The 18208-nt window shown below is 70.4% G+C and carries 16 protein-coding genes; 6 read left to right on the plus strand and 10 right to left on the minus strand.

Annotated elements, in window-relative coordinates; genetic code table 11:
- The first annotated feature begins 7 nt into the window (after positions 1 to 7).
- Together dxs and ACIBJH_RS43075 are read left to right on the plus strand one after the other, a co-directional pair.
- Positions 8 to 1936, plus strand: coding sequence for a 1-deoxy-D-xylulose-5-phosphate synthase (gene dxs / locus ACIBJH_RS43070; protein ID WP_399122418.1), 1929 nt, complete (start codon positions 8 to 10; stop codon positions 1934 to 1936).
- Positions 1937 to 2083: 147 nt separating this feature from the next.
- The gene (locus ACIBJH_RS43075) at positions 2084 to 3607 is read left to right on the plus strand and encodes an amino acid permease (protein ID WP_399122419.1); all 1524 of its coding nucleotides are present in this window, start codon (positions 2084 to 2086) and stop codon (positions 3605 to 3607) included.
- Positions 3608 to 3680: 73 nt separating this feature from the next.
- Here the strand turns inward: ACIBJH_RS43075 and ACIBJH_RS43080 are convergent, their stop codons facing one another.
- Entirely contained in the window at positions 3681 to 4052 is a 372-nt protein-coding gene (locus ACIBJH_RS43080) for an NTP pyrophosphohydrolase (RefSeq protein WP_399122421.1), read from the minus strand.
- 68 nt (positions 4053 to 4120) lie between these two features.
- Here ACIBJH_RS43080 and ACIBJH_RS43085 point away from each other — a divergent pair, with 68 nt between their 5' ends.
- On the plus strand, positions 4121 to 5140 hold the full coding sequence (locus tag ACIBJH_RS43085) for a hypothetical protein (protein ID WP_399122422.1): 1020 nt from the start codon (positions 4121 to 4123) through the stop codon (positions 5138 to 5140).
- Positions 5141 to 5150: 10 nt separating this feature from the next.
- The gene (locus ACIBJH_RS43090; protein WP_399122477.1) at positions 5151 to 5531 is read left to right on the plus strand and encodes a hypothetical protein; all 381 of its coding nucleotides are present in this window, start codon (positions 5151 to 5153) and stop codon (positions 5529 to 5531) included.
- Between the two features lie 57 nt (positions 5532 to 5588).
- On the opposite strand, the gene ACIBJH_RS43095 is transcribed toward ACIBJH_RS43090, so the two are convergent.
- From ACIBJH_RS43095 to ACIBJH_RS43120, 6 genes are all read right to left on the minus strand, one after another.
- The gene (locus ACIBJH_RS43095) at positions 5589 to 7718 is read right to left on the minus strand and encodes a 3-hydroxyacyl-CoA dehydrogenase NAD-binding domain-containing protein (RefSeq protein ID WP_399122423.1); all 2130 of its coding nucleotides are present in this window, start codon (positions 7716 to 7718) and stop codon (positions 5589 to 5591) included.
- Positions 7715 to 8932 (minus strand): thiolase family protein, encoded by a 1218-nt coding sequence (locus tag ACIBJH_RS43100; protein WP_399122424.1) that lies wholly within the window; start codon positions 8930 to 8932, stop codon positions 7715 to 7717. Before ACIBJH_RS43100 ends, ACIBJH_RS43095 begins: the two co-directional genes overlap by 4 nt.
- Before the next feature lie 142 nt (positions 8933 to 9074).
- Positions 9075 to 10097: a LacI family DNA-binding transcriptional regulator gene (locus tag ACIBJH_RS43105; RefSeq protein ID WP_399122425.1), complete on the minus strand. Its 1023-nt coding sequence runs from the start codon at positions 10095 to 10097 to the stop codon at positions 9075 to 9077.
- A 183-nt stretch (positions 10098 to 10280) separates the two neighbouring features.
- Positions 10281 to 11558 carry an HRDC domain-containing protein gene (locus ACIBJH_RS43110; RefSeq protein WP_399122426.1) on the minus strand — a complete coding sequence of 426 codons (1278 nt, stop codon included), beginning with the start codon at positions 11556 to 11558 and terminating at the stop codon, positions 10281 to 10283.
- A gap of 144 nt (positions 11559 to 11702) precedes the next feature.
- Positions 11703 to 12365 (minus strand): response regulator transcription factor, encoded by a 663-nt coding sequence (locus ACIBJH_RS43115; RefSeq protein ID WP_019073943.1) that lies wholly within the window; start codon positions 12363 to 12365, stop codon positions 11703 to 11705.
- A 237-nt stretch (positions 12366 to 12602) separates the two neighbouring features.
- The gene (locus tag ACIBJH_RS43120; protein WP_399122427.1) at positions 12603 to 13229 is read right to left on the minus strand and encodes a DUF3000 domain-containing protein; all 627 of its coding nucleotides are present in this window, start codon (positions 13227 to 13229) and stop codon (positions 12603 to 12605) included.
- 146 nt (positions 13230 to 13375) lie between these two features.
- On the opposite strand from ACIBJH_RS43120, the gene hemE reads away from it, so the two are divergent.
- Positions 13376 to 14443, plus strand: a complete 1068-nt coding sequence (gene hemE / locus ACIBJH_RS43125) for a uroporphyrinogen decarboxylase (protein WP_399122428.1) — start codon at positions 13376 to 13378, stop codon at positions 14441 to 14443.
- Positions 14444 to 14449: 6 nt separating this feature from the next.
- On the opposite strand, the gene ACIBJH_RS43130 is transcribed toward hemE, so the two are convergent.
- On the minus strand, positions 14450 to 15274 hold the full coding sequence (locus tag ACIBJH_RS43130; protein WP_399122429.1) for a rhomboid family intramembrane serine protease: 825 nt from the start codon (positions 15272 to 15274) through the stop codon (positions 14450 to 14452).
- A 125-nt stretch (positions 15275 to 15399) separates the two neighbouring features.
- On the opposite strand from ACIBJH_RS43130, the gene ACIBJH_RS43135 reads away from it, so the two are divergent.
- The gene (locus ACIBJH_RS43135) at positions 15400 to 15723 is read left to right on the plus strand and encodes a hypothetical protein (RefSeq protein WP_399122430.1); all 324 of its coding nucleotides are present in this window, start codon (positions 15400 to 15402) and stop codon (positions 15721 to 15723) included.
- 31 nt (positions 15724 to 15754) lie between these two features.
- On the opposite strand, the gene ACIBJH_RS43140 is transcribed toward ACIBJH_RS43135, so the two are convergent.
- Positions 15755 to 17155, minus strand: a complete 1401-nt coding sequence (locus ACIBJH_RS43140) for an FAD-dependent oxidoreductase (protein ID WP_399122431.1) — start codon at positions 17153 to 17155, stop codon at positions 15755 to 15757.
- A gap of 27 nt (positions 17156 to 17182) precedes the next feature.
- Positions 17183 to 18142, minus strand: a complete 960-nt coding sequence (locus tag ACIBJH_RS43145) for a DUF4349 domain-containing protein (protein ID WP_399122433.1) — start codon at positions 18140 to 18142, stop codon at positions 17183 to 17185.
- Positions 18143 to 18208 lie beyond the last annotated feature (66 nt).

The following is an 18208-nucleotide window of genomic DNA, read 5'->3' on the forward strand; positions in this document are numbered from 1 at the left end:
GGCACGGGTGCCGCTGCTGACCCGCATCAGGGGACCGCGCGATCTGGACCGGCTCAGCCTGGAGCAGCTGGACCAGCTGGCCGAGGAGATCCGGACCTTCCTCGTCGACGCCGTCTCCAAGACCGGCGGCCACCTCGGCCCGAACCTCGGTGTGGTCGAGCTGACCATCGCCCTGCACCGCGTCTTCGAGTCGCCGAAGGACCGGGTGCTGTGGGACACCGGCCACCAGTCCTACGTCCACAAGCTGCTCACCGGCCGCCAGGACTTCTCCAGGCTGAAGATGAAGGGCGGCCTCTCCGGCTACCCCTCGCAGGCCGAGTCCGAGCACGACGTCATCGAGAACTCGCACGCCTCGACGGTCCTCGGCTGGGCCGACGGCCTCGCCAAGGCCAACCAGGTGCTGAAACGCGACGACCACGTGGTCGCCGTGATCGGTGACGGCGCGCTGACCGGCGGTATGGCCTGGGAGGCGCTGAACAACATCGCCGACGCCAAGGACCGCCCCCTCGTCATCGTCGTCAACGACAACGAGCGGTCCTACGCACCGACCATCGGCGGCCTCGCGAACCATCTGGCGACCCTGCGGACCACCGACGGCTACGAGCGCTTCCTGGCCCGCGGCAAGGACCTCCTGGGGCGCACTCCGGTCGTCGGCAAGCCCCTCTACGAGACGCTGCACGGCGCGAAGAAGGGTCTGAAGGACTTCATCGCCCCGCAGGGCATGTTCGAGGACCTCGGCCTCAAGTACGTCGGCCCCATCGACGGTCACGACATCGAGGCGATGGAGTCCGCGCTGGCCCGCGCCAAGCGCTTCGGCGGCCCGGTGATCGTCCACGTCCTCACCGAGAAGGGCCGCGGCTACCAGCCCGCCCTCCAGGACGAGGCCGACCGCTTCCACGGCATCGGCCCCATCCATCCTGACACCGGCCTGCCGATCAAGGCGTCCGGCGCCGACTGGACCTCCGTCTTCGGTGACGAGATGGTCGCCCTCGGGCGGGAGCGCGAGGACATCGTCGCGATCACCGCCGCGATGCTCCAGCCGGTCGGCCTCAAGAAGTTCGCCGACGCCTTCCCGGACCGCATCTACGACGTGGGCATCGCGGAGCAGCACGGCGCCGTCTCGGCGGCCGGCCTCGCCACGGGCGGTCTGCACCCCGTCTTCGCCGTCTACGCCACCTTCCTCAACCGCGCCTTCGACCAGGTGCTGATGGACGTGGCCCTGCACAAGTGCGGGGTGACCTTCGTCCTGGACCGGGCCGGCGTCACCGGCACCGACGGCGCCTCCCACAACGGCATGTGGGACATGTCGATCCTCCAGGTCGTCCCGGGCCTGCGGCTCGCCGCGCCGCGCGACGCCGACCAGGTCCGCGCCCAGCTCCGTGAGGCCGTCCAGGTCAAGGACGCGCCGACGGTGGTCCGCTTCTCCAAGGGCGCGGTCGGCCCGGCCGTACCCGCCGTGGGCCGCATCGGCGGCATGGACGTGCTGCGCGCGCCCGGCACCGACGCCCCGGACGTCCTGCTGGTCTCGGTCGGCGCACTGGCGCCCATGTGCCTGGAGATCGCCACGCTGCTCGACAAGCAGGGCATCTCCACCACCGTCGTCGACCCGCGCTGGGTCAAGCCCGTCGACGAGGCCATGGCCCCGCTCGCGGAGCAGCACCGGGTGGTCGTCACCGTCGAGGACAACTCCCGTGTCGGCGGCGTCGGTTCGTCGATCGCACAGGCGTTGCGCGACGCGGGTGTGGACGTTCCGCTCCGCGACTTCGGCATCCCGCCGCGCTTCCTGGACCACGCCTCGCGCGCCGAGGTGATGACGGAGATCGGCCTCACCGCGCCCGACATCGCCCGCCAGGTGACCGGCCTGGTGTCGAAGCTGGACGGCCGGTTCGACCGGCCCACGGCGGAGGTCGACTCGGTGGAGTCCGCACGCGACTGAGGCACGGCCGCACCACCGAACGGGCCGCTTCCACCACTCTTTGCAGTGGTGAAAGCGGCCCATTCGCGTGAACCCGCCCGCGTCGGGGCATACGCACAACGCCCCCTCTCGATCATGTCGAGGACGCCAAGCGTGGGAGGTACACCCGTGAGCAGCACCCTCTTCCGGACGAAGAGAGTCGAACAGTCCATCCAGGACACCGAGGAACCGGAGCACGCGCTCAGGAAATCCCTCTCCGCCCTGGATCTGACCGTCTTCGGCGTCGGTGTCGTCATCGGCACCGGCATCTTCGTCCTCACCGGTACCGCCGCCAAGAACAACGCCGGCCCGGCGGTCTCCCTGTCCTTCGTCGTGGCCGGCGTCGTCTGTGCCCTCGCGGCGCTCTGCTACGCCGAGTTCGCGTCCACGGTCCCGGTCGCGGGCTCCGCGTACACCTTCTCGTACGCCTCGCTGGGCGAACTGCCCGCCTGGACCATCGGCTGGGACCTGGTCCTCGAACTCGCCCTCGGTACGGCGGTGGTGGCGGTCGGCTGGTCCGGCTACATCCACTCGCTGCTGGACAACGCGGGCTGGCATCTGCCCGAGGCGCTCAGCGGCCGGGACGGCGCCCACGGCTTCGGCTTCGACATCCTCGCCGCCGCGCTCGTCCTGGTGCTCACCGCGATCCTCGTCCTCGGCATGAAGCTCTCCGCGCGGGTGACCTCCGTCGTCGTCGCCATCAAGGTGGCCGTCGTCCTCGTGGTGATCATCGCGGGCGCCTTCTTCATCAAGGGCGACAACTACAAGCCGTTCATCCCCAAGGCCCAGTCGGTGGAGGCGGGCGGCAACCTCAAGGCCCCACTCATCCAGCTGATGTTCGGCTGGGCGCCCTCCAACTTCGGCGTCATGGGCATCTTCACCGCCGCCTCCGTGGTCTTCTTCGCCTTCATCGGCTTCGACGTCGTCGCCACCGCCGCCGAGGAGACCCGCAACCCGCAGCGCGACGTACCGCGCGGCATCCTCGGCTCACTGATCATCTGCACCACGCTCTACGTCGCCGTGTCGATCGTCGTCACGGGCATGCAGAAGTACAGCTCGCTGTCGATCGACGCACCCCTCGCGGACGCCTTCAAGGCCACCGGACACCCGTGGTTCGCGGGCCTGATCAGCTTCGGCGCCGCGATCGGCCTGACCACGGTGTGCATGATCCTGCTCCTCGGCCAGTCCCGCGTCTTCTTCGCGATGAGCCGCGACGGCCTCCTGCCCCGCTTCTTCTCCCACGTCCACCCGCGTTTCCGCACCCCCTACCGCCCGACCATCCTCCTGGGCGTGATCATCGCGATCGTCTCGGGCTTCACGAGCCTCAGCGAACTCGCCGAACTGGTCAACATCGGCACCCTGTTCGCCTTCATCGTGGTCGCGATCGGCGTGATCATCCTCAGGAACAAGCGCCCCGACCTGCCCCGCTCCTTCCGCACCCCCCTGGTCCCGGCCCTCCCCATCCTCTCGGTCCTGGCCTCCCTCTGGCTGATGCTCAACCTCCCCGCCGAGACCTGGCTCCGCTTCGCCATCTGGATGGCGATCGGCTTCGTCGTGTACTTCTTCTACGGCCGCACCCACAGCCGACTCGGACAGCAGCAGGCGGCGGAGGCGGGCGCGTCCACCACACCGCCGGGCGGAAACTCCTCGTAGACACACCAGTTGACCTTCGGCCCGGTAACTCCCGCTCAGCGCGCGGCAGTTACCGGGCCGCGTGCCGTCCAGATCAACCCCGTACGCTGCGCGGCCCGGTGACCTCCGCACCCAACTCCGTGACCCGGCGCCGCAGTTCGCGATCGGCGGTGACCACCAGGCACGGCCGGCCGGCGGCCTCGGCGACCAGTTCGACCATCCGGTCGTCGCCGCTGCCGGGGGCCGAGTCCACCCGTACGCCCGGGACGGACGCCACACCGCGGCTCGCGCCTTCCACGACGAGGACCAGCTCCACGGGGTTCGTGCGGCCCGGCAGACCGTCGCTCGCGAGCCGGTCGCGGAGGCGCTCGGCGGCACCCCTGCGGTCGCGCCACCAGCCGTCGGGCACCGACCCGACGACATTGGCGCCGTCGACGATCACCAGCAGGGGAGTGTCCTCGTCCATGGGGCAAGGGTCCCACGCGGGCGGGGGGTGCCCCCTGCGCGTACGCCCGCCCCAATTACAGTGAACAGGTGAACGGCGACTGGCTCCTCCGCGGCCGTGACGGCCGGCTCAGTGTCTATCTGCCCTCGGGTGACGCCGTCCTGTGCCGGGCGGAACGCGGCCCCGACGGCGTCTGGGGCGCCCCGCGCACGGTGGGCGGCGACCAGAAGCTGCACCCCGGGCTGCTCGGCATCGGACAGGGCGCGGACGGCTACGCCCACCTGGTGTCCTGGCGGCCCACGCTGCCCGGCGAATCCGGGCTGGTCCACTCCACGCACTTCCGGCCCCGGCTCACCGCCCTCGACTGGAACCCGGTCGGTCACCCGGACAAGAAGGGCGACCGCACCGGCGTCCCGGCGGTCGCGGTCGACGCGGAGGGGCGGGCCCATCTCTTCGTGCGCAACGCGGCGGGCGGGGTGAGCATGCTGGCCCAGCGGGAGAAGGGCGGCTGGGATCCCTGGCGCGACCTCAAGGGCGGCGACGTCCACGAGGACCTGGCCGCGGTCACGGGGGAGTCCGGCAGGGTCGAGCTGTACGCGGCGGTGCCCGGCGCGATCCTGCACTGGCGCCAACTGGAGCCGGGCGCGCAGCCGGTCCTGGAGGAGGCGATGGAGGCCGCGATCAGACCGGGCACGCTCCGCGCGCTGGCCACCTCCCCGGAGACGACCACCCTCTACTACACGGACGACTCCGGCGACCTCTGCGCCTGGCGTCCCGGCGGCAAGCCGCTCGCCCTGCTGGCCTCCGCGGGCCCCGGTCCGGTCTCCGCCGTCCGCTGCGAACTCGACGGCTACGACTGCACGTTGCTCGCCCAGCGCTCGGCCAGCGGCCGGGTCGCGTTCGCCGCGTATCCCACCGAGCAGGAGTCGGCGGGCGCCTGGTGGACCGAGTCGGGCCCCCAACTCCCGGCGGACGCCGAGGTCTCGCTCACCCTGGACGAGAACGACCGGGTGGCCGCCGCGACGTTGTCCCCGTCCACCGGTCAACTCCTTCTCACCCGGCGGAAGGACGAGCCGGGCCTGGCCCTGGAGGCCTGGCGCGAGGTGTGAATGCGCCATGATGACCACCGTGGACAGCGAATCACTCATCGCCGTGTGGCGGCGTATCCTCGTCGGCTCCGAAAAGCCGTGGGTCCTGTTCGAGCACGGCACCTGCGTGCTGCTTGAGGAGCCCGACGGTGATCACGCCGAACAGGCCACCGGGATCCTGCGGGAGTTCGGCCCCGTGCAGGTGGCGACATCGGCGGGCGACTTCCGGGTGCTCGAACTCAAGAACGGCGAGGGCTGGTTGGTGACGAGCCATCACCGGGACGTCGTCACCTTCGTCGCGACGGACGAGCCCGACGACCCCTCGCATCTCGCCGTCGGCATCCACGGCCGGTCCAAGCGCGACCAGGACGGCACCGAACTGCGTGTCGTCCACGTCGAGGACATCCCCTGACACGCCGGTGCCCGGTACATCGGCCGATGTACCGGGCACCCGTACGTACAAAGGGAGTTACGCCGGAACGCTCGCCAGACCCGGCGCCAGGAACGGCTTGCCGTTCACCCGCTCCGAGACACCTTCACGGTCCAGGTACGGCGTGATGCCGCCCAGGTGGAAGGGCCAGCCGGCGCCCGTGATCAGGCACAGGTCGATGTCCTGCGCCTCGGCGACGACGCCCTCGTCGAGCATGAGCCCGATCTCCTGCGCCACCGCGTCCAGGACCCGGTCCCGCACCTGCTCCTCGGTCAGCACGGAGTCGCCCTGCTGGAGCAACGCGGCGACCTCGGGGTCGAGTTCGGGCTTCCCGCTGTCGTAGACGTAGAAGCCGCGCTTGCCCGCCTTGACGACGGCCGCGAGGTTCGGGGAGACCGTGAAGCGGTCGGGGAAGGCCCGGTTGAGGGTCTCCGAGACATGCAGCCCGATGGCCGGACCGACCAACTCCAGCAGAACCAGGGGGGACATGGGCAGGCCGAGCGGCTCGACCGCCTTCTCCGCGACCGCGACCGGGGTGCCCTCGTCGATGACGTTCTGGATCTCGCCCATGAAGCGGGTGAGGATGCGGTTGACGACGAACGCCGGGGCGTCCTTCACCAGCACCGCGGTCTTCTTCAGCTTCTTGGCCACCGCGAACGCGGTGGCGAGCGAGGCGTCGTCCGTCTGCTCGCCGCGCACGATCTCCAACAGGGGAAGGATCGCAACGGGGTTGAAGAAGTGGAAGCCGACGACCCGCTCGGGGTTCTTCAGCTTCGACGCCATCTCGGAGACGGACAGCGACGAGGTGTTGGTGGCGAGGATCGCGTGCGCCGGGGCGACCGCCTCGACCTCCGCGAACACCTGCTGCTTGACGCCGATCTCCTCGAAGACGGCCTCGATGATGAAGTCGGCGTCGGCAAAGCCCTCGGCCTTGTCCAGCACACCGGTGACCAGGGCCTTGAGGCGGTTGGCCTTGTCCTGGTTGATACGGCCCTTGCCGAGCAGCTTCTCGATCTCGGCGTGGACGTAGCCCACACCCTTGTCGACGCGCTCCTGGTCGATGTCCGTGAGGACGACCGGCACTTCGAGGCGGCGCAGGAAGAGCAGGGCGAGCTGCGAGGCCATCAGACCGGCGCCGACCACACCCACCTTGGTGACCGGACGCGCCAGCGACTTGTCGGGCGCACCCGCCGGCCGCTTGCCGCGCTTCTGCACGAGGTTGAACGCGTAGATACCGGCGCGGAGTTCGCCACCCATGATCAGGTCGGCGAGGGCCAGGTCCTCGGCGTCGTAGCCCTGCTGGAGGTCGCCGTTCTTCGAGGCCTCGATGATGTCGAGCGCGCGGTAGGCGGCCGGGGCCGCGCCGTGCACCTTGGAGTCCGCGACGAAACGGCCCTTGGCGACGGCCTGGTCCCAGGCCTCGCCGCGGTCGATCGCCGGCCGCTCGACCTTGATCTCGCCCTTGAGGACGTTCGCCGTCCAGATCAGCGACTGCTCAAGGAAGTCGGCGCCCTCGAAGAGCGCGTCGGCGATCCCGAGGTCGAAGACCTGCTGGCCCTTCAGCTGCTTGTTCTGGTTGAGGCTGTTCTCGATGATCACCGAGACGGCCTTCTCGGCACCGATCAGGTTCGGCAGCAGCGTGCAGCCGCCCCAGCCCGGGACCAGACCGAGGAAGACCTCGGGCAGGGAGAACGCCGCGATGTGCTTCGACACCGTGCGGTACTCGCAGTGCAGACCGACCTCGACACCGCCGCCCATGGCCGCGCCGTTGTAGTACGTGAAGGTCGGTACCGCGATGTCCGCGAGGCGCTTGAAGACCTCGTGGCCGCCCTTGCCGATGGCGAGCGCGTCGTCGTGGTTCTTGAGCAGCTCGACGCCCTTGAGGTCCGCGCCGACCGCGAAGACGAACGGCTTGCCGGTGATGCCGACACCGACGATCTCGCCGGCCGCCGCCTCCTTCTCGACCTGGTCGATGGCGGTGTTCAGGTTCGCCAGCGAGGCCGGACCGAAGGTGGTCGGCTTGGTGTGGTCGAAACCGTTGTCCAGCGTGATGAGCGCGAACCGCCCGGCGCTGTACGGCAGTTCGAGGTGGCGGACGTGCGCGGACGTCACGACCTCGTCCGGGAACAGCTCGGCCGCACCCTTCAGAAGCTCGGTGGTGGTGCTCACTTGTCCCCCTCGAAGTGCGGGTTCTCCCAGATGACCGTGGCGCCCATGCCGAAGCCGACGCACATCGTCGTCAGGCCGTAGCGGACGTTCGGCTGCTCCTCGAACTGGCGGGCCAGCTGCGTCATCAGGCGGACGCCCGAGGAGGCCAGCGGGTGGCCGAAGGCGATCGCGCCGCCGTACTGGTTGACGCGCTCGTCGTCGTCCGCGATGCCGTAGTGGTCCAGGAAGGCCAACACCTGTACGGCGAAAGCCTCGTTGACCTCGAACAGGCCGATGTCACCGATGCCGAGGCCCGCCTTGGCGAGCGCCTTCTCGGTCGCCGGGATCGGGCCGTAGCCCATGACCTCCGGCTCGACGCCCGCGAAGGCGTACGACACGAGACGCATCTTCACCGGCAGGTTGTTCTCGCGCGCGAAGTCCTCGCTGGCGATGATCGACGCGGTGGCACCGTCGTTCAGACCGGCCGCGTTGCCCGCGGTGACCCGCCCGTGCACACGGAACGGCGTCTTGAGCCCGGCCAGGTTCTCCAGGGTGGTCCCCGGACGCATCGGCTCGTCGGCGGTCACGAGACCCCAACCGACCTCGCCCACCTGCTCGTTGGTGTTGCGCACCGAGATCGGCACCAGGTCCTGCTGGATCTTGCCGTTGGCGTACGCCTTGGCGGCCTTCTCCTGCGAACGCACCGCGTACTCGTCGGCGCGCAGCTTGGTGATGTGCGGGTAGCGGTCGTGCAGGTTCTCCGCCGTCATGCCCATGAACAGCGCGGAGTCGTCGACCAGCTTCTCGCTCACGAACCGCGGGTTCGGGTCCACGCCCTCGCCCATCGGGTGGCGGCCCATGTGCTCGACACCACCGGCGATGACGGCGTCGTAGGCACCGAAGGCGATGGAGCCCGCGGTGGTCGTGACGGCGGTCAGCGCGCCCGCGCACATGCGGTCGATCGAGTAACCGGGCACCGACTGCGGCAGCCCGGCGAGAATGCCCGCGGTCCGCCCCAGGGTCAGCCCCTGGTCACCGATCTGCGTGGTCGCGGCGATGGCGACCTCGTCGATCTTCGCGGGGTCCAGACCGGGGTTGCGGCGCAGCAGCTCCCGGATCGCCTTCACGACGAGGTCGTCGGCCCGGGTCTCGTGGTAGATGCCCTTCGGGCCCGCCTTGCCGAACGGGGTACGGACGCCGTCTACGAAGACGACGTCCCTGACGGTACGAGGCACGATTGGCTCTCCTCCAGGGTGCGGGATCTGCACTGCTGCGATGCGCTGAGCGCGCGCTCAGAAACCATGCTACTTGTGAGTAACCAGGCTGCCCAGTCCCGGGGCTCCAAGCGGTGAACGTCACACCCCGGAACCCTCGCGATCATGTCCCGGGCGGTCCGGTCGACCCCCGAAGGGTCAGCACCGGAGCAGGCACGGGATGCGAGCCGGAACCCTCCCCGGTGATCACCCCGAACAGCGTCCGCGCCGCCTCCGCGCCGAATCCGTGCACATCATGGCTCATCGCGGAGAGCGTCGGATACGTGATCCGGCACAACTCGGAGTCGTCCCAGGCCAGCAACGACACATCGGCCGGCACGGCGAGCCCCAGCTCGGCGGCGACCGCGAGCCCGGCCACCGCCATGATGTCGTTGTCGTACACGATGGCCGTCGGCCGGTCCGGTGCCGCCGCGGTCAGCAGTGAACGCGTGGCCCGAGCCCCCGCCTCCCCCGACTGATCGGTGGCCAGCTGTCGGGCCCCGGCCAGCCCCAGCGCCCGCGCCGCCGCACCGAAGGCGTCGGTCCGCAGCGCGGTGAGTGCTGCCACCCCACCCACCCGCGCGATCCGCCGATGCCCGAGCCCAACGAGATACCGCACCGCCTCGGTCACGGCACCGGCATCGTCGGTCCACACCGAGGTCAGCCCCCCGGTCAACGACGGATGCCCCACGGCCACCACCGGCAACCCCAGCCGCCGCACCACGCCGACCCGCGGATCATCAGCCCGGAAATCCACCAGAATCGCCCCGCCGACCTGCCGCGCCCGCCACCACGACTCCTGCAGCGCGCCCTCTTCCTCCACGCTCCGCACGAGTCGTAGCAGCAGCGCGCAGGAGTGCTCGATCAGCACGCTCTCCACGCCGGATATGAACTCCATGTAGAACGGTTCGAGCCCGAGCAGCCGCGCCGGACGGCAGAGGGCCAGTCCTACGACGTCCACGCGCGCCCCGGCCAGCGACCGCGCGGTGGGACTGGGCGCCCAGCCAAGCTCCCGCGCGGCCACGAAGATCCGCTCCCGCGTCGCGTCCGACAACCCCGGCTTGTGATTGAAGGCAAGCGACACCGCCCCCTTGGACACACCGGCACGAGCGGCAACGTCCTTGATGGTGACGCGAGTTGTGCTCATCGAGGGGGAGTCTTGCAGCACCTTCCGCCGCGTGTGACCGGTTCGCCGAGTTCAAAGATCTTGGCGCGATATAGACGCTTCAGCTTGAGGCTTTTAGGGGCGCGGGGCTGTATCGATTTGCGGCTCCGCCGCGCGGGCGCGACCAGCCACAGCCGACCAGCACCCGCCACTCAACCGAAACCTCTACGGCGCTTTGGCGGACAAAGCACCCACCAAAACAGGCGCCACCTGCTCCACCTGCCAGGGCCGAGCCCCGTACCCGGCAAGAGCCGCACCCACGGACTCCACATCCACACTCTTCGGCGGCTCCCAGCAAACCCGCCGAACCGTGTCCGGAGTGATCAGGTTCTCCTGAGGCATGTTGAGCCCCTCGGCCACCGCAGAAACCGCAGCGCGCGCCGCGGACAACCGGGCCGCGGCCTCGGGATCCTTGTCCGCCCAGGCGCGGGGCGGCGGCGGCCCGGTGACCGGCTGTCCAGGCTGCGGCAACGCCGAGTCGGGCAGGGCCTTGGCCCGGTCGACAGCCGCCTGCCACTGCTCCAGCTGCCGCCGCCCCATCCGATGCCCGAAACCGTTCAACGCCGCGAGCGCCTGCACGTCCAGCGGCAGCGAGAGCGAGGCCTCCACGATCGCCGCGTCGGACAGCACCTTCCCCGGCGACACGTCCCGCCGCTGCGCGATCCGGTCCCGGGTCTGCCACAGCTCCCGTACGACCCCGAGCTGCCGGCGCCGTCGTACCTTGTGCATCCCGGACGTACGACGCCACGGATCCTTGCGGGGTTCGGCGGGCGGCGCGGCCGCGATCGCGTCGAACTCCTGGCGGGCCCACTCCAGCTTGCCCTGCCGGTCGAGTTCCTTCTCCAGGGCGTCCCGCAGGTCGACGAGGAGTTCCACGTCCAGGGCCGCGTACCGCAGCCACGGCTCGGGCAGCGGGCGGGTGGACCAGTCGACGGCGGAGTGCCCCTTCTCCAGGACGAAACCGAGGACGTTCTCGACCATCGCACCCAGGCCGACCCGCGGGAATCCGGCGAGCCGACCCGCCAGCTCGGTGTCGAAGAGCCGCGTCGGCACCATGCCTATCTCCCGCAGGCACGGCAGGTCCTGGGTGGCGGCGTGCAGCACCCACTCGACGCCGGAGACGGCCTCGCCGAGGCCCGAGAGGTCGGGGCAGGCGACGGGGTCGATCAGTGCGGTGCCCGCGCCCTCGCGGCGCAGCTGCACCAGATAGGCGCGCTGTCCGTAGCGGTAGCCGGACGCGCGTTCGGCGTCGACGGCGAGGGGGCCCGTGCCGGCGGCGAAGGCCGCGATCGCCTCGGCGAGGGCGTCCTCGTCGGCGATCACGGGCGGAATGCCCTCCCGGGGCTCAAGCAAGGGGATCGGCGCCGTTTCGACGTCGTCCGGAGGGGCGCCTCCGGTGGTTCGCAGTGAGCTGTCTGCTGCGGTTTCTTGGGCGTCGGTCACGTGTCAAGGGTATCCGTGTATGGACAACGCCCGCCGACGGAACGTTCCGTCGACGGGCGTCTGGGGGTCGTAAACCAGTCAGGTAAGTGAAAGATCCGGTTCACGGCTCGGCGGGGGAGTGGAGGACGTGGTTCCGGGGCAGGGTCAGTGGATGATTCCGGTGCGCAGTGCCACCGCGACCATGCCGGCGCGGTCACCCGTGCCGAGCTTGCGGGCGATGCGGGCGAGGTGGCTCTTGACGGTCAGTGCGGACAGGCCCATGGAGACGCCGATCGCCTTGTTCGACTGGCCCTCCGCGACCAGACGGAGCACCTCGACCTCACGGCCGGACAGTTCGCGGTAGCCGCCCGGGTGGCTCGGGGCACCCGGGGGGCGGCGGTGCATACGGGCGGCGGCGGAGCCGATGGGGGCGGCGCCGGGTCGGGTGGGGAGCCCGACGTTGGTGCGGGTGCCGGTGACGACGTAGCCCTTGACTCCGCCCGCGAGGGCGTTGCGCACGGCACCGATGTCGTCGGCGGCGGACAGGGCCAGGCCGTTGGGCCAGCCTGCGGCTCGGGTCTCGGAGAGCAGGGTGAGTCCGGAGCCGTCGGGAAGGTGGACGTCTGCCACGCAGATGTCGCGGGGGTTGCCGATGCGGGGACGAGCCTCCGCGACGGACGAGGCCTCGATGACGTCGCGCACACCGAGCGCCCACAGGTGGCGGGTGACGGTGGAGCGGACGCGCGGGTCGGCCACGACCACCATGGCGGTCGGCTTGTTCGGGCGGTAGGCGACCAGGCTTGCGGGCTGCTCAAGAAGAACGGACACCAGGCCTCCTGGGGTGCGGGACGACTTTCAAGGTCACAGTCGTCTTCGGCAGCAAACCCGCGGTCCTTTAGAGAAAGATCACGATTTAGTGAGTAGCAATCAGTGCAATTCGGACACGCTGTCGATCGTTCGGTGAGCGAAACGGTTCGTTCGAGGGGTCACTCGTGATTGAAAGTGGCCGTATCGACAAAGACACCGCAAGCGGTGGGTAAGACCTCGGTGTGCCTCGGGTAAGGCTCAGCGTGACTGCGGACCCCGGCGCTGCGGCAGCGTGACGATGGACGCGTCGCCCGGACCCGCCGGCGGCAGGCCCGCGACCTGGGCCAGCAGATCGCACCAGGAGGCCAGATGCGCGGCCGTGTCCGGGACGCCGCCGAGTCCCTCGCGGGGCGTCCACGAGGCGCGGATCTCGATCTGGGAGGCCGACGGGCGCTCGGACAGCCCGCCGAAGTAGTGGGAACTGGCCCGGGTGACGGTGCCGCTCGGCTCGCCATAGGTCAGTCCACGGGTCTGGAGCGCGCCCGTCAGCCATGACCAGCACACGTCGGGCAACAGCGGATCCGCCGCCATCTCCGGCTCCAGCTCCGCGCGCACCAGCGTCACCAGCCGGAACGTGCCGTGCCAGGCGTCGTGCCCGGCCGGGTCGTGCAGCAGCACCAGCCGGCCGTCGGCCAGGTCCTGGTCGCCGTCGACGACCGCGGCCTCCAGCGCGTACGCGTAGGGGGCCAGGCGCTGTGGCGCCGGCGTCGGATCGATCTCGATCTGCGGTCGCAGCCGACTGTTCCGCAGGGCCTGGACCGCGGCCTGGAAAGCCGGCGGTGCCGTACCGCCCCCATCCCGGTCCCCCTCCTTTGAGTCGTCCATTCCGTCAGCGCCGTCCGACAGTCGTCCCTGAGCCGCAGCCATGCGGGAAGATTAAGGGGAACGGAGGCATCGTGCGGGACTAGACACCCGCTCTTGCGTTCAGCACCGCGTGTAATCGCCTCCTGCCGCCGTGCGAGACTTGCCTCGTGAGTGTCAACCAGAGCCCCACGGGCCAGCAGCCGACCGCCACTTACGACTCCGCCTTCATGAAGGCGTGCAGGCGCGAGCCCGTACCGCACACACCCGTGTGGTTCATGCGGCAGGCCGGGCGCTCGCTGCCGGAGTACCACAAGGTGCGCGAGGGCATCCCCATACTGGAGTCCTGCACGCGCCCCGAGCTGGTCGCCGAGATCACCCTCCAGCCGGTGCGCCGGCACGGCGTGGACGCGGCGGTCTACTTCAGCGACATCGTCGTCCCGCTCAAGGCCATCGGCATCGACCTCGACATCAAGCCCGGCGTCGGTCCGGTCGTCGAGAAGCCGGTCCGCACCCGCGCCGACCTGGCCCGGCTCCGCGACCTCACCCCCGACGACGTCTCCTACGTCACGGAGGCCGTCGGCCTGCTGACCGCCGAGCTCGGCCCCACCCCCCTCATCGGCTTCGCCGGCGCGCCGTTCACCCTCGCGAGCTACCTCGTCGAGGGAGGCCCGTCCCGCACGTACGAGAACGCGAAGGCGATCATGTACGGCGACCCCGAGCTGTGGGCGGACCTCCTCGACCGCCTCGCCGAGATCACGACCGCCTTCCTCAAGGTCCAGATCGAGGCGGGCGCCAGCGCCGTCCAGCTCTTCGACTCCTGGGCCGGCGCCCTCGCCCCCGCCGACTACCGCCGCTCGGTCCTCCCCGCCTCCGCGAAGGTCCTCAAGGCGGTCGAGGGCTACGGCGTCCCCCGCATCCACTTCGGCGTCGGCACCGGCGAGCTGCTGCAGCTCATGGGCGAGGCCGGCGCGGACGTCGTCGGCGTCGACTACCGCGTCGCGCTGGACGAGGCCGCCCGCCGGGTCGGCCCCGGCAAGGCCCTCCAGGGCAACCTCGACCCGACCGTCCTGTTCGCCCCCACGGAGGCCGTCGAGGCGAAGACCGACGAGGTCCTCGAAGCGGCGAAGGACCTTGAGGGCCACATCTTCAACCTCGGCCACGGCGTGATGCCCTCCACCGACCCGGACTCGCTCACCCGGCTCACCGAGTACGTCCACACCAGGACGGTCCGCTAGACGCGCTCACCACGTGTGCCGGGGCCGTGCCCGCCTGCCGAACAGCAGGCCGCGCGGTTCCGGCGGCGGGGGAGTGCCCGCCTTGAGCGGCCAGGCCAGCAGCATGCCCACGAGGAATCCGACGACATGCGCCGAGTACGCGACGGTGCCCGCCTCGGAGACGCCCTCGCCGGACGAGTAGAACGCCTGGAGCACGAACCAGAAGCCCAGCACCAGCCAGGCCGGCAGGCGCAGCGGCAGGAAGAACAGGAACGGCACCAGGACCCACACCCTGGCCTTCGCGTACAGCACCAGATAGGCGCCCAGGACACCGGCGATCGCCCCGGAGGCACCGATCAGCGGGTCGCCCGAGTCGGTGTTGAGAAGCGCGAAGCCGTAGCCCGCCGCGTAACCGCACACCACGTAGAAGAGCGTGAAGCGGATGTGGCCCATGCGGTCCTCGACGTTGTTCCCGAAGATCATCAGGAACAGCATGTTGCCCAGCAGATGGATCCAGCTGCCGTGCAGGAACATCGCGGTGAACACACTCAGGGGCGCCGACTTGTCGTAGCCCGGCGGCGCGACCGCGCAGCCGGCGCCTCCCGGGCCGTTCTGGACGGCACCGGTCGGGACCAGCTGCGGCATCTGATGGTGGATCAACTCCCTTGGCACAGCCGCGTAGTGGTCCAGGAACGCCTGGAGATGGCACAGTTGCGAGAGGTCGCTGCCACCCGCCACGGAACCCGCCATTCCGGGCGTGGCCAGGAAGACGAGCACGTTCGCGGCGATGAGCGCATACGTCACCCAAGGGGTGCGGCGCACCGGGTTCACGTCATGGACGGGGATGACCACAAGGGATTAGTGCCCCCGATCCGCGCGGCGAACCGGTGAACACCGCCGTCCGCCTGTGCGTATGACTCCTCAACCGCCCGCGGTGCGGGGAAGGCGTGTCGCGGGGACGACGTGAGGAACAGGCGATGAACGACCGGATTTCCCCTCAGATGCACGCCACGCCCGACGGCGAGGCCGAGATCTCCCTGGTGGTGCGCCTCCCTTGGGAGGACGTCGCCAAGCTCGGCCAGGAAGCGGGACGCCTCGCCGCGCAGATGCAGCGGCCGGTGACCCTGGACGAGGCGGTGAGCAACCGGCTGCGCTCCACGGCCCTGGGCGCCCACGCGAAGCCGGCGGCGGCGCAGCCCGCCGCGATGATGCCGCCGAGCGCTTCGGTGTCCTCGCTGCCCGCCAGGCCGCCGGCCGAGCAGGCACGGCAGGCCATAGACCGCATCAACGGCACGGCCTAGGAACGTCCGACACGGAACGTCGTAGGAACGTTCAACGAGAACCGGCCTGGACCTTGGCGGTCGCCTTTCGGGCCGCCACCAGGACCGGGTCCCACACGGGGGAGAACGGCGGCGCGTACCCCAGGTCCAGGGCCGTCATCTGTTCCACCGTCATACGGGCCGTGAGGGCGACCGCCGCGATGTCGACACGCTTCGCGGCGCCCTCCCGGCCGACGATCTGCACGCCCAGGAGACGGCCGGTACGGCGTTCGGCGAGCATCTTCACCGTCATGAGGGAGGCCTCGGGGTAATAACCCGCGCGGCTGGTCGACTCGATGGTGACCGCCTCGAACTGCAGCCCCGCGCGGTGGGCGTCCTTCTCCCGCAGCCCGGTGCGCGCGATCTCCAGATCGCACACCTTGCTCACGGCCGTACCGACCACCCCCGGGAAGGTCGCGTAACCGCCGCCCACATTGGTGCCGATGACCTGCCCGTGCTTGTTGGCATGCGTCCCCAGGGCGATGTGCCGCTCCTGCCCGGAGACCAGGTCGAGCACCTCCACGCAGTCGCCGCCGGCCCAGATGTTCTCGTGTCCGCGCACCCGCATCGCCATGTCGGTGAGCAGCCCGTGGTGCTGCCCCAGGGGCAGCCCGGCCGCCTCGGCGAGGGTCGTCTCGGGCCGCACCCCGATCCCCAGCACCACCACGTCCGCCGGATACTCCGCGTCCTGTGTGACCACCGCCCGCACCCGCCCGTCGTCCCCGGTGCGCAGCTCGGTGACCTGGGCGTCGTTGACCATGGTGATGCCCAGGCCCTCCATCGCCTTGTGCACCAGACGCCCCATGTCCGGGTCGAGCGTCGCCATCGGCTCCTTGCCCCTGTTGACGACGGTCACGTCATACCCACGGTTGACGAACGCCTCCGCCATCTCCACCCCGATGTACCCGGCCCCGATCACCACGGCACGACGCCCACGCGTGCGTGCCAGCGAATCGAGCAGCGCCTGCCCGTCGTCGAGCGTCTGCACCCCGTGCACTCCGGGGGCGTCGACCCCGGGCATGTCCGGACGGACCGGCCGCGCACCGGTCCCGATCACGAGCTTGTCGTACGACGTCCAGGACTCGGCCCCGGAATCGACGTCACGCGCGCGTACCCGCCCGCCCGCGACGTCCAGCTCCACGACCTCGGTCCGCATCCGCAGATCGATGTCCCGCGCCCGATGCTGGTCCGGGGTACGGGCGATCAGCTCCTCCGGTGCGGACACGTCACCGCCCACCCAGTACGGGATCCCGCACGCCGAGTACGAGGTGAAGTGACCCCGCTCGAACGCCACGATCTCCAGCTCGTCCGGCCCCTTGAGGCGGCGAGCCTGCGACGCCGCGGACATGCCCGCGGCGTCACCGCCGATGACGACCAGTCGTTCCCGGGTACCCCTCGCACGGCTCATGTTCATGCGAACACGCTACGGGGACCGATGATTTCAGTCCTGTCCGCCCTGCTCCTCCTCGCGCACCGGCGGGGCGGCCGGCAGCGGGCCCACCGCGGTGGCCACGGGGACGGTGGCCGCCCGACGCGGCCGTACGAGACGCAGCCACACGACGACCAGCAGCGCCGCCACCGCCGCGAACGGCAGTACCGCGCCCAGGGCCAGAGCGATCCAGCGCAGCATCGTCACGAACACGTGCCAGCCGCCCGCCACCGCGTCCACGAAGCCGGGGGAGTCGTCCTTGGCGGCCGCCTTCGCCACCGGGGTCTGCGACAGGGACAGCGTGATGGTGGCCAGGCTGGTGCGGTCCTTCAGGGAAGACTGCTGGGCGAGCAGCGCCTCCAGGTCGGACTCGCGGGTGCTCAGCTCGCCCTCCAGCTCCACCACGTCGCTCAACTTGGTGGCCCGGTCCATCAGTTCACGCACGCGTGCCACGCTGGCCCGCTGCGAGGTGATCCTGCTCTCCACGTCCACGACCTGATCGGTGACGTCCTGCGCCTTCGCGGTCCGGTCGAGCAGCTTGCCCGCGCCCTCCAGGTCGGCGAGGACCTCGTCGTACTTGTCGGTGGGCACCCGGAGGACCACCCGGGTGCGCTCGTGCCCCTGCCCGTCGCGGGTGGTCGTCTCGTTGCCGACGAACCCGCCCGCGTTCTCGGTCGTGGTGCGGGCCTCGTCGAGCGCCTTCGGCACGTCCTTGACCCGCACGGACAGCGAGGCCGTACGGATGATGCTGCTCGCGGTGAGCTTGGGCAGGGACTTGGTGTTCCGGGCGTTGCCGCTGCCGGACGCGCCCTCCTGCTGTGCGGTGCCCGGGACCGCGGCCTTGGCGTCCGCGCCGGCGTCGCTCGCGCTGGTCTTGTCCGAACTGCCGCTGCACCCGGTCAGCGCGAGGGCCGAGGCCAGCAGGAGCCCGGCCAGGACCTGGACGGGCCGTGTGGAGTGTGAGGTGCGCATGGGTCGGTACCCCCGAGGTTCGTCGTGACGACTGACGCACCTTCGACGCCGGGACCGGGCAGGACG

Source organism: Streptomyces sp. NPDC050548 (assembly GCF_044457385.1).
Taxonomy (GTDB): Bacteria; Actinomycetota; Actinomycetes; order Streptomycetales; family Streptomycetaceae; genus Streptomyces.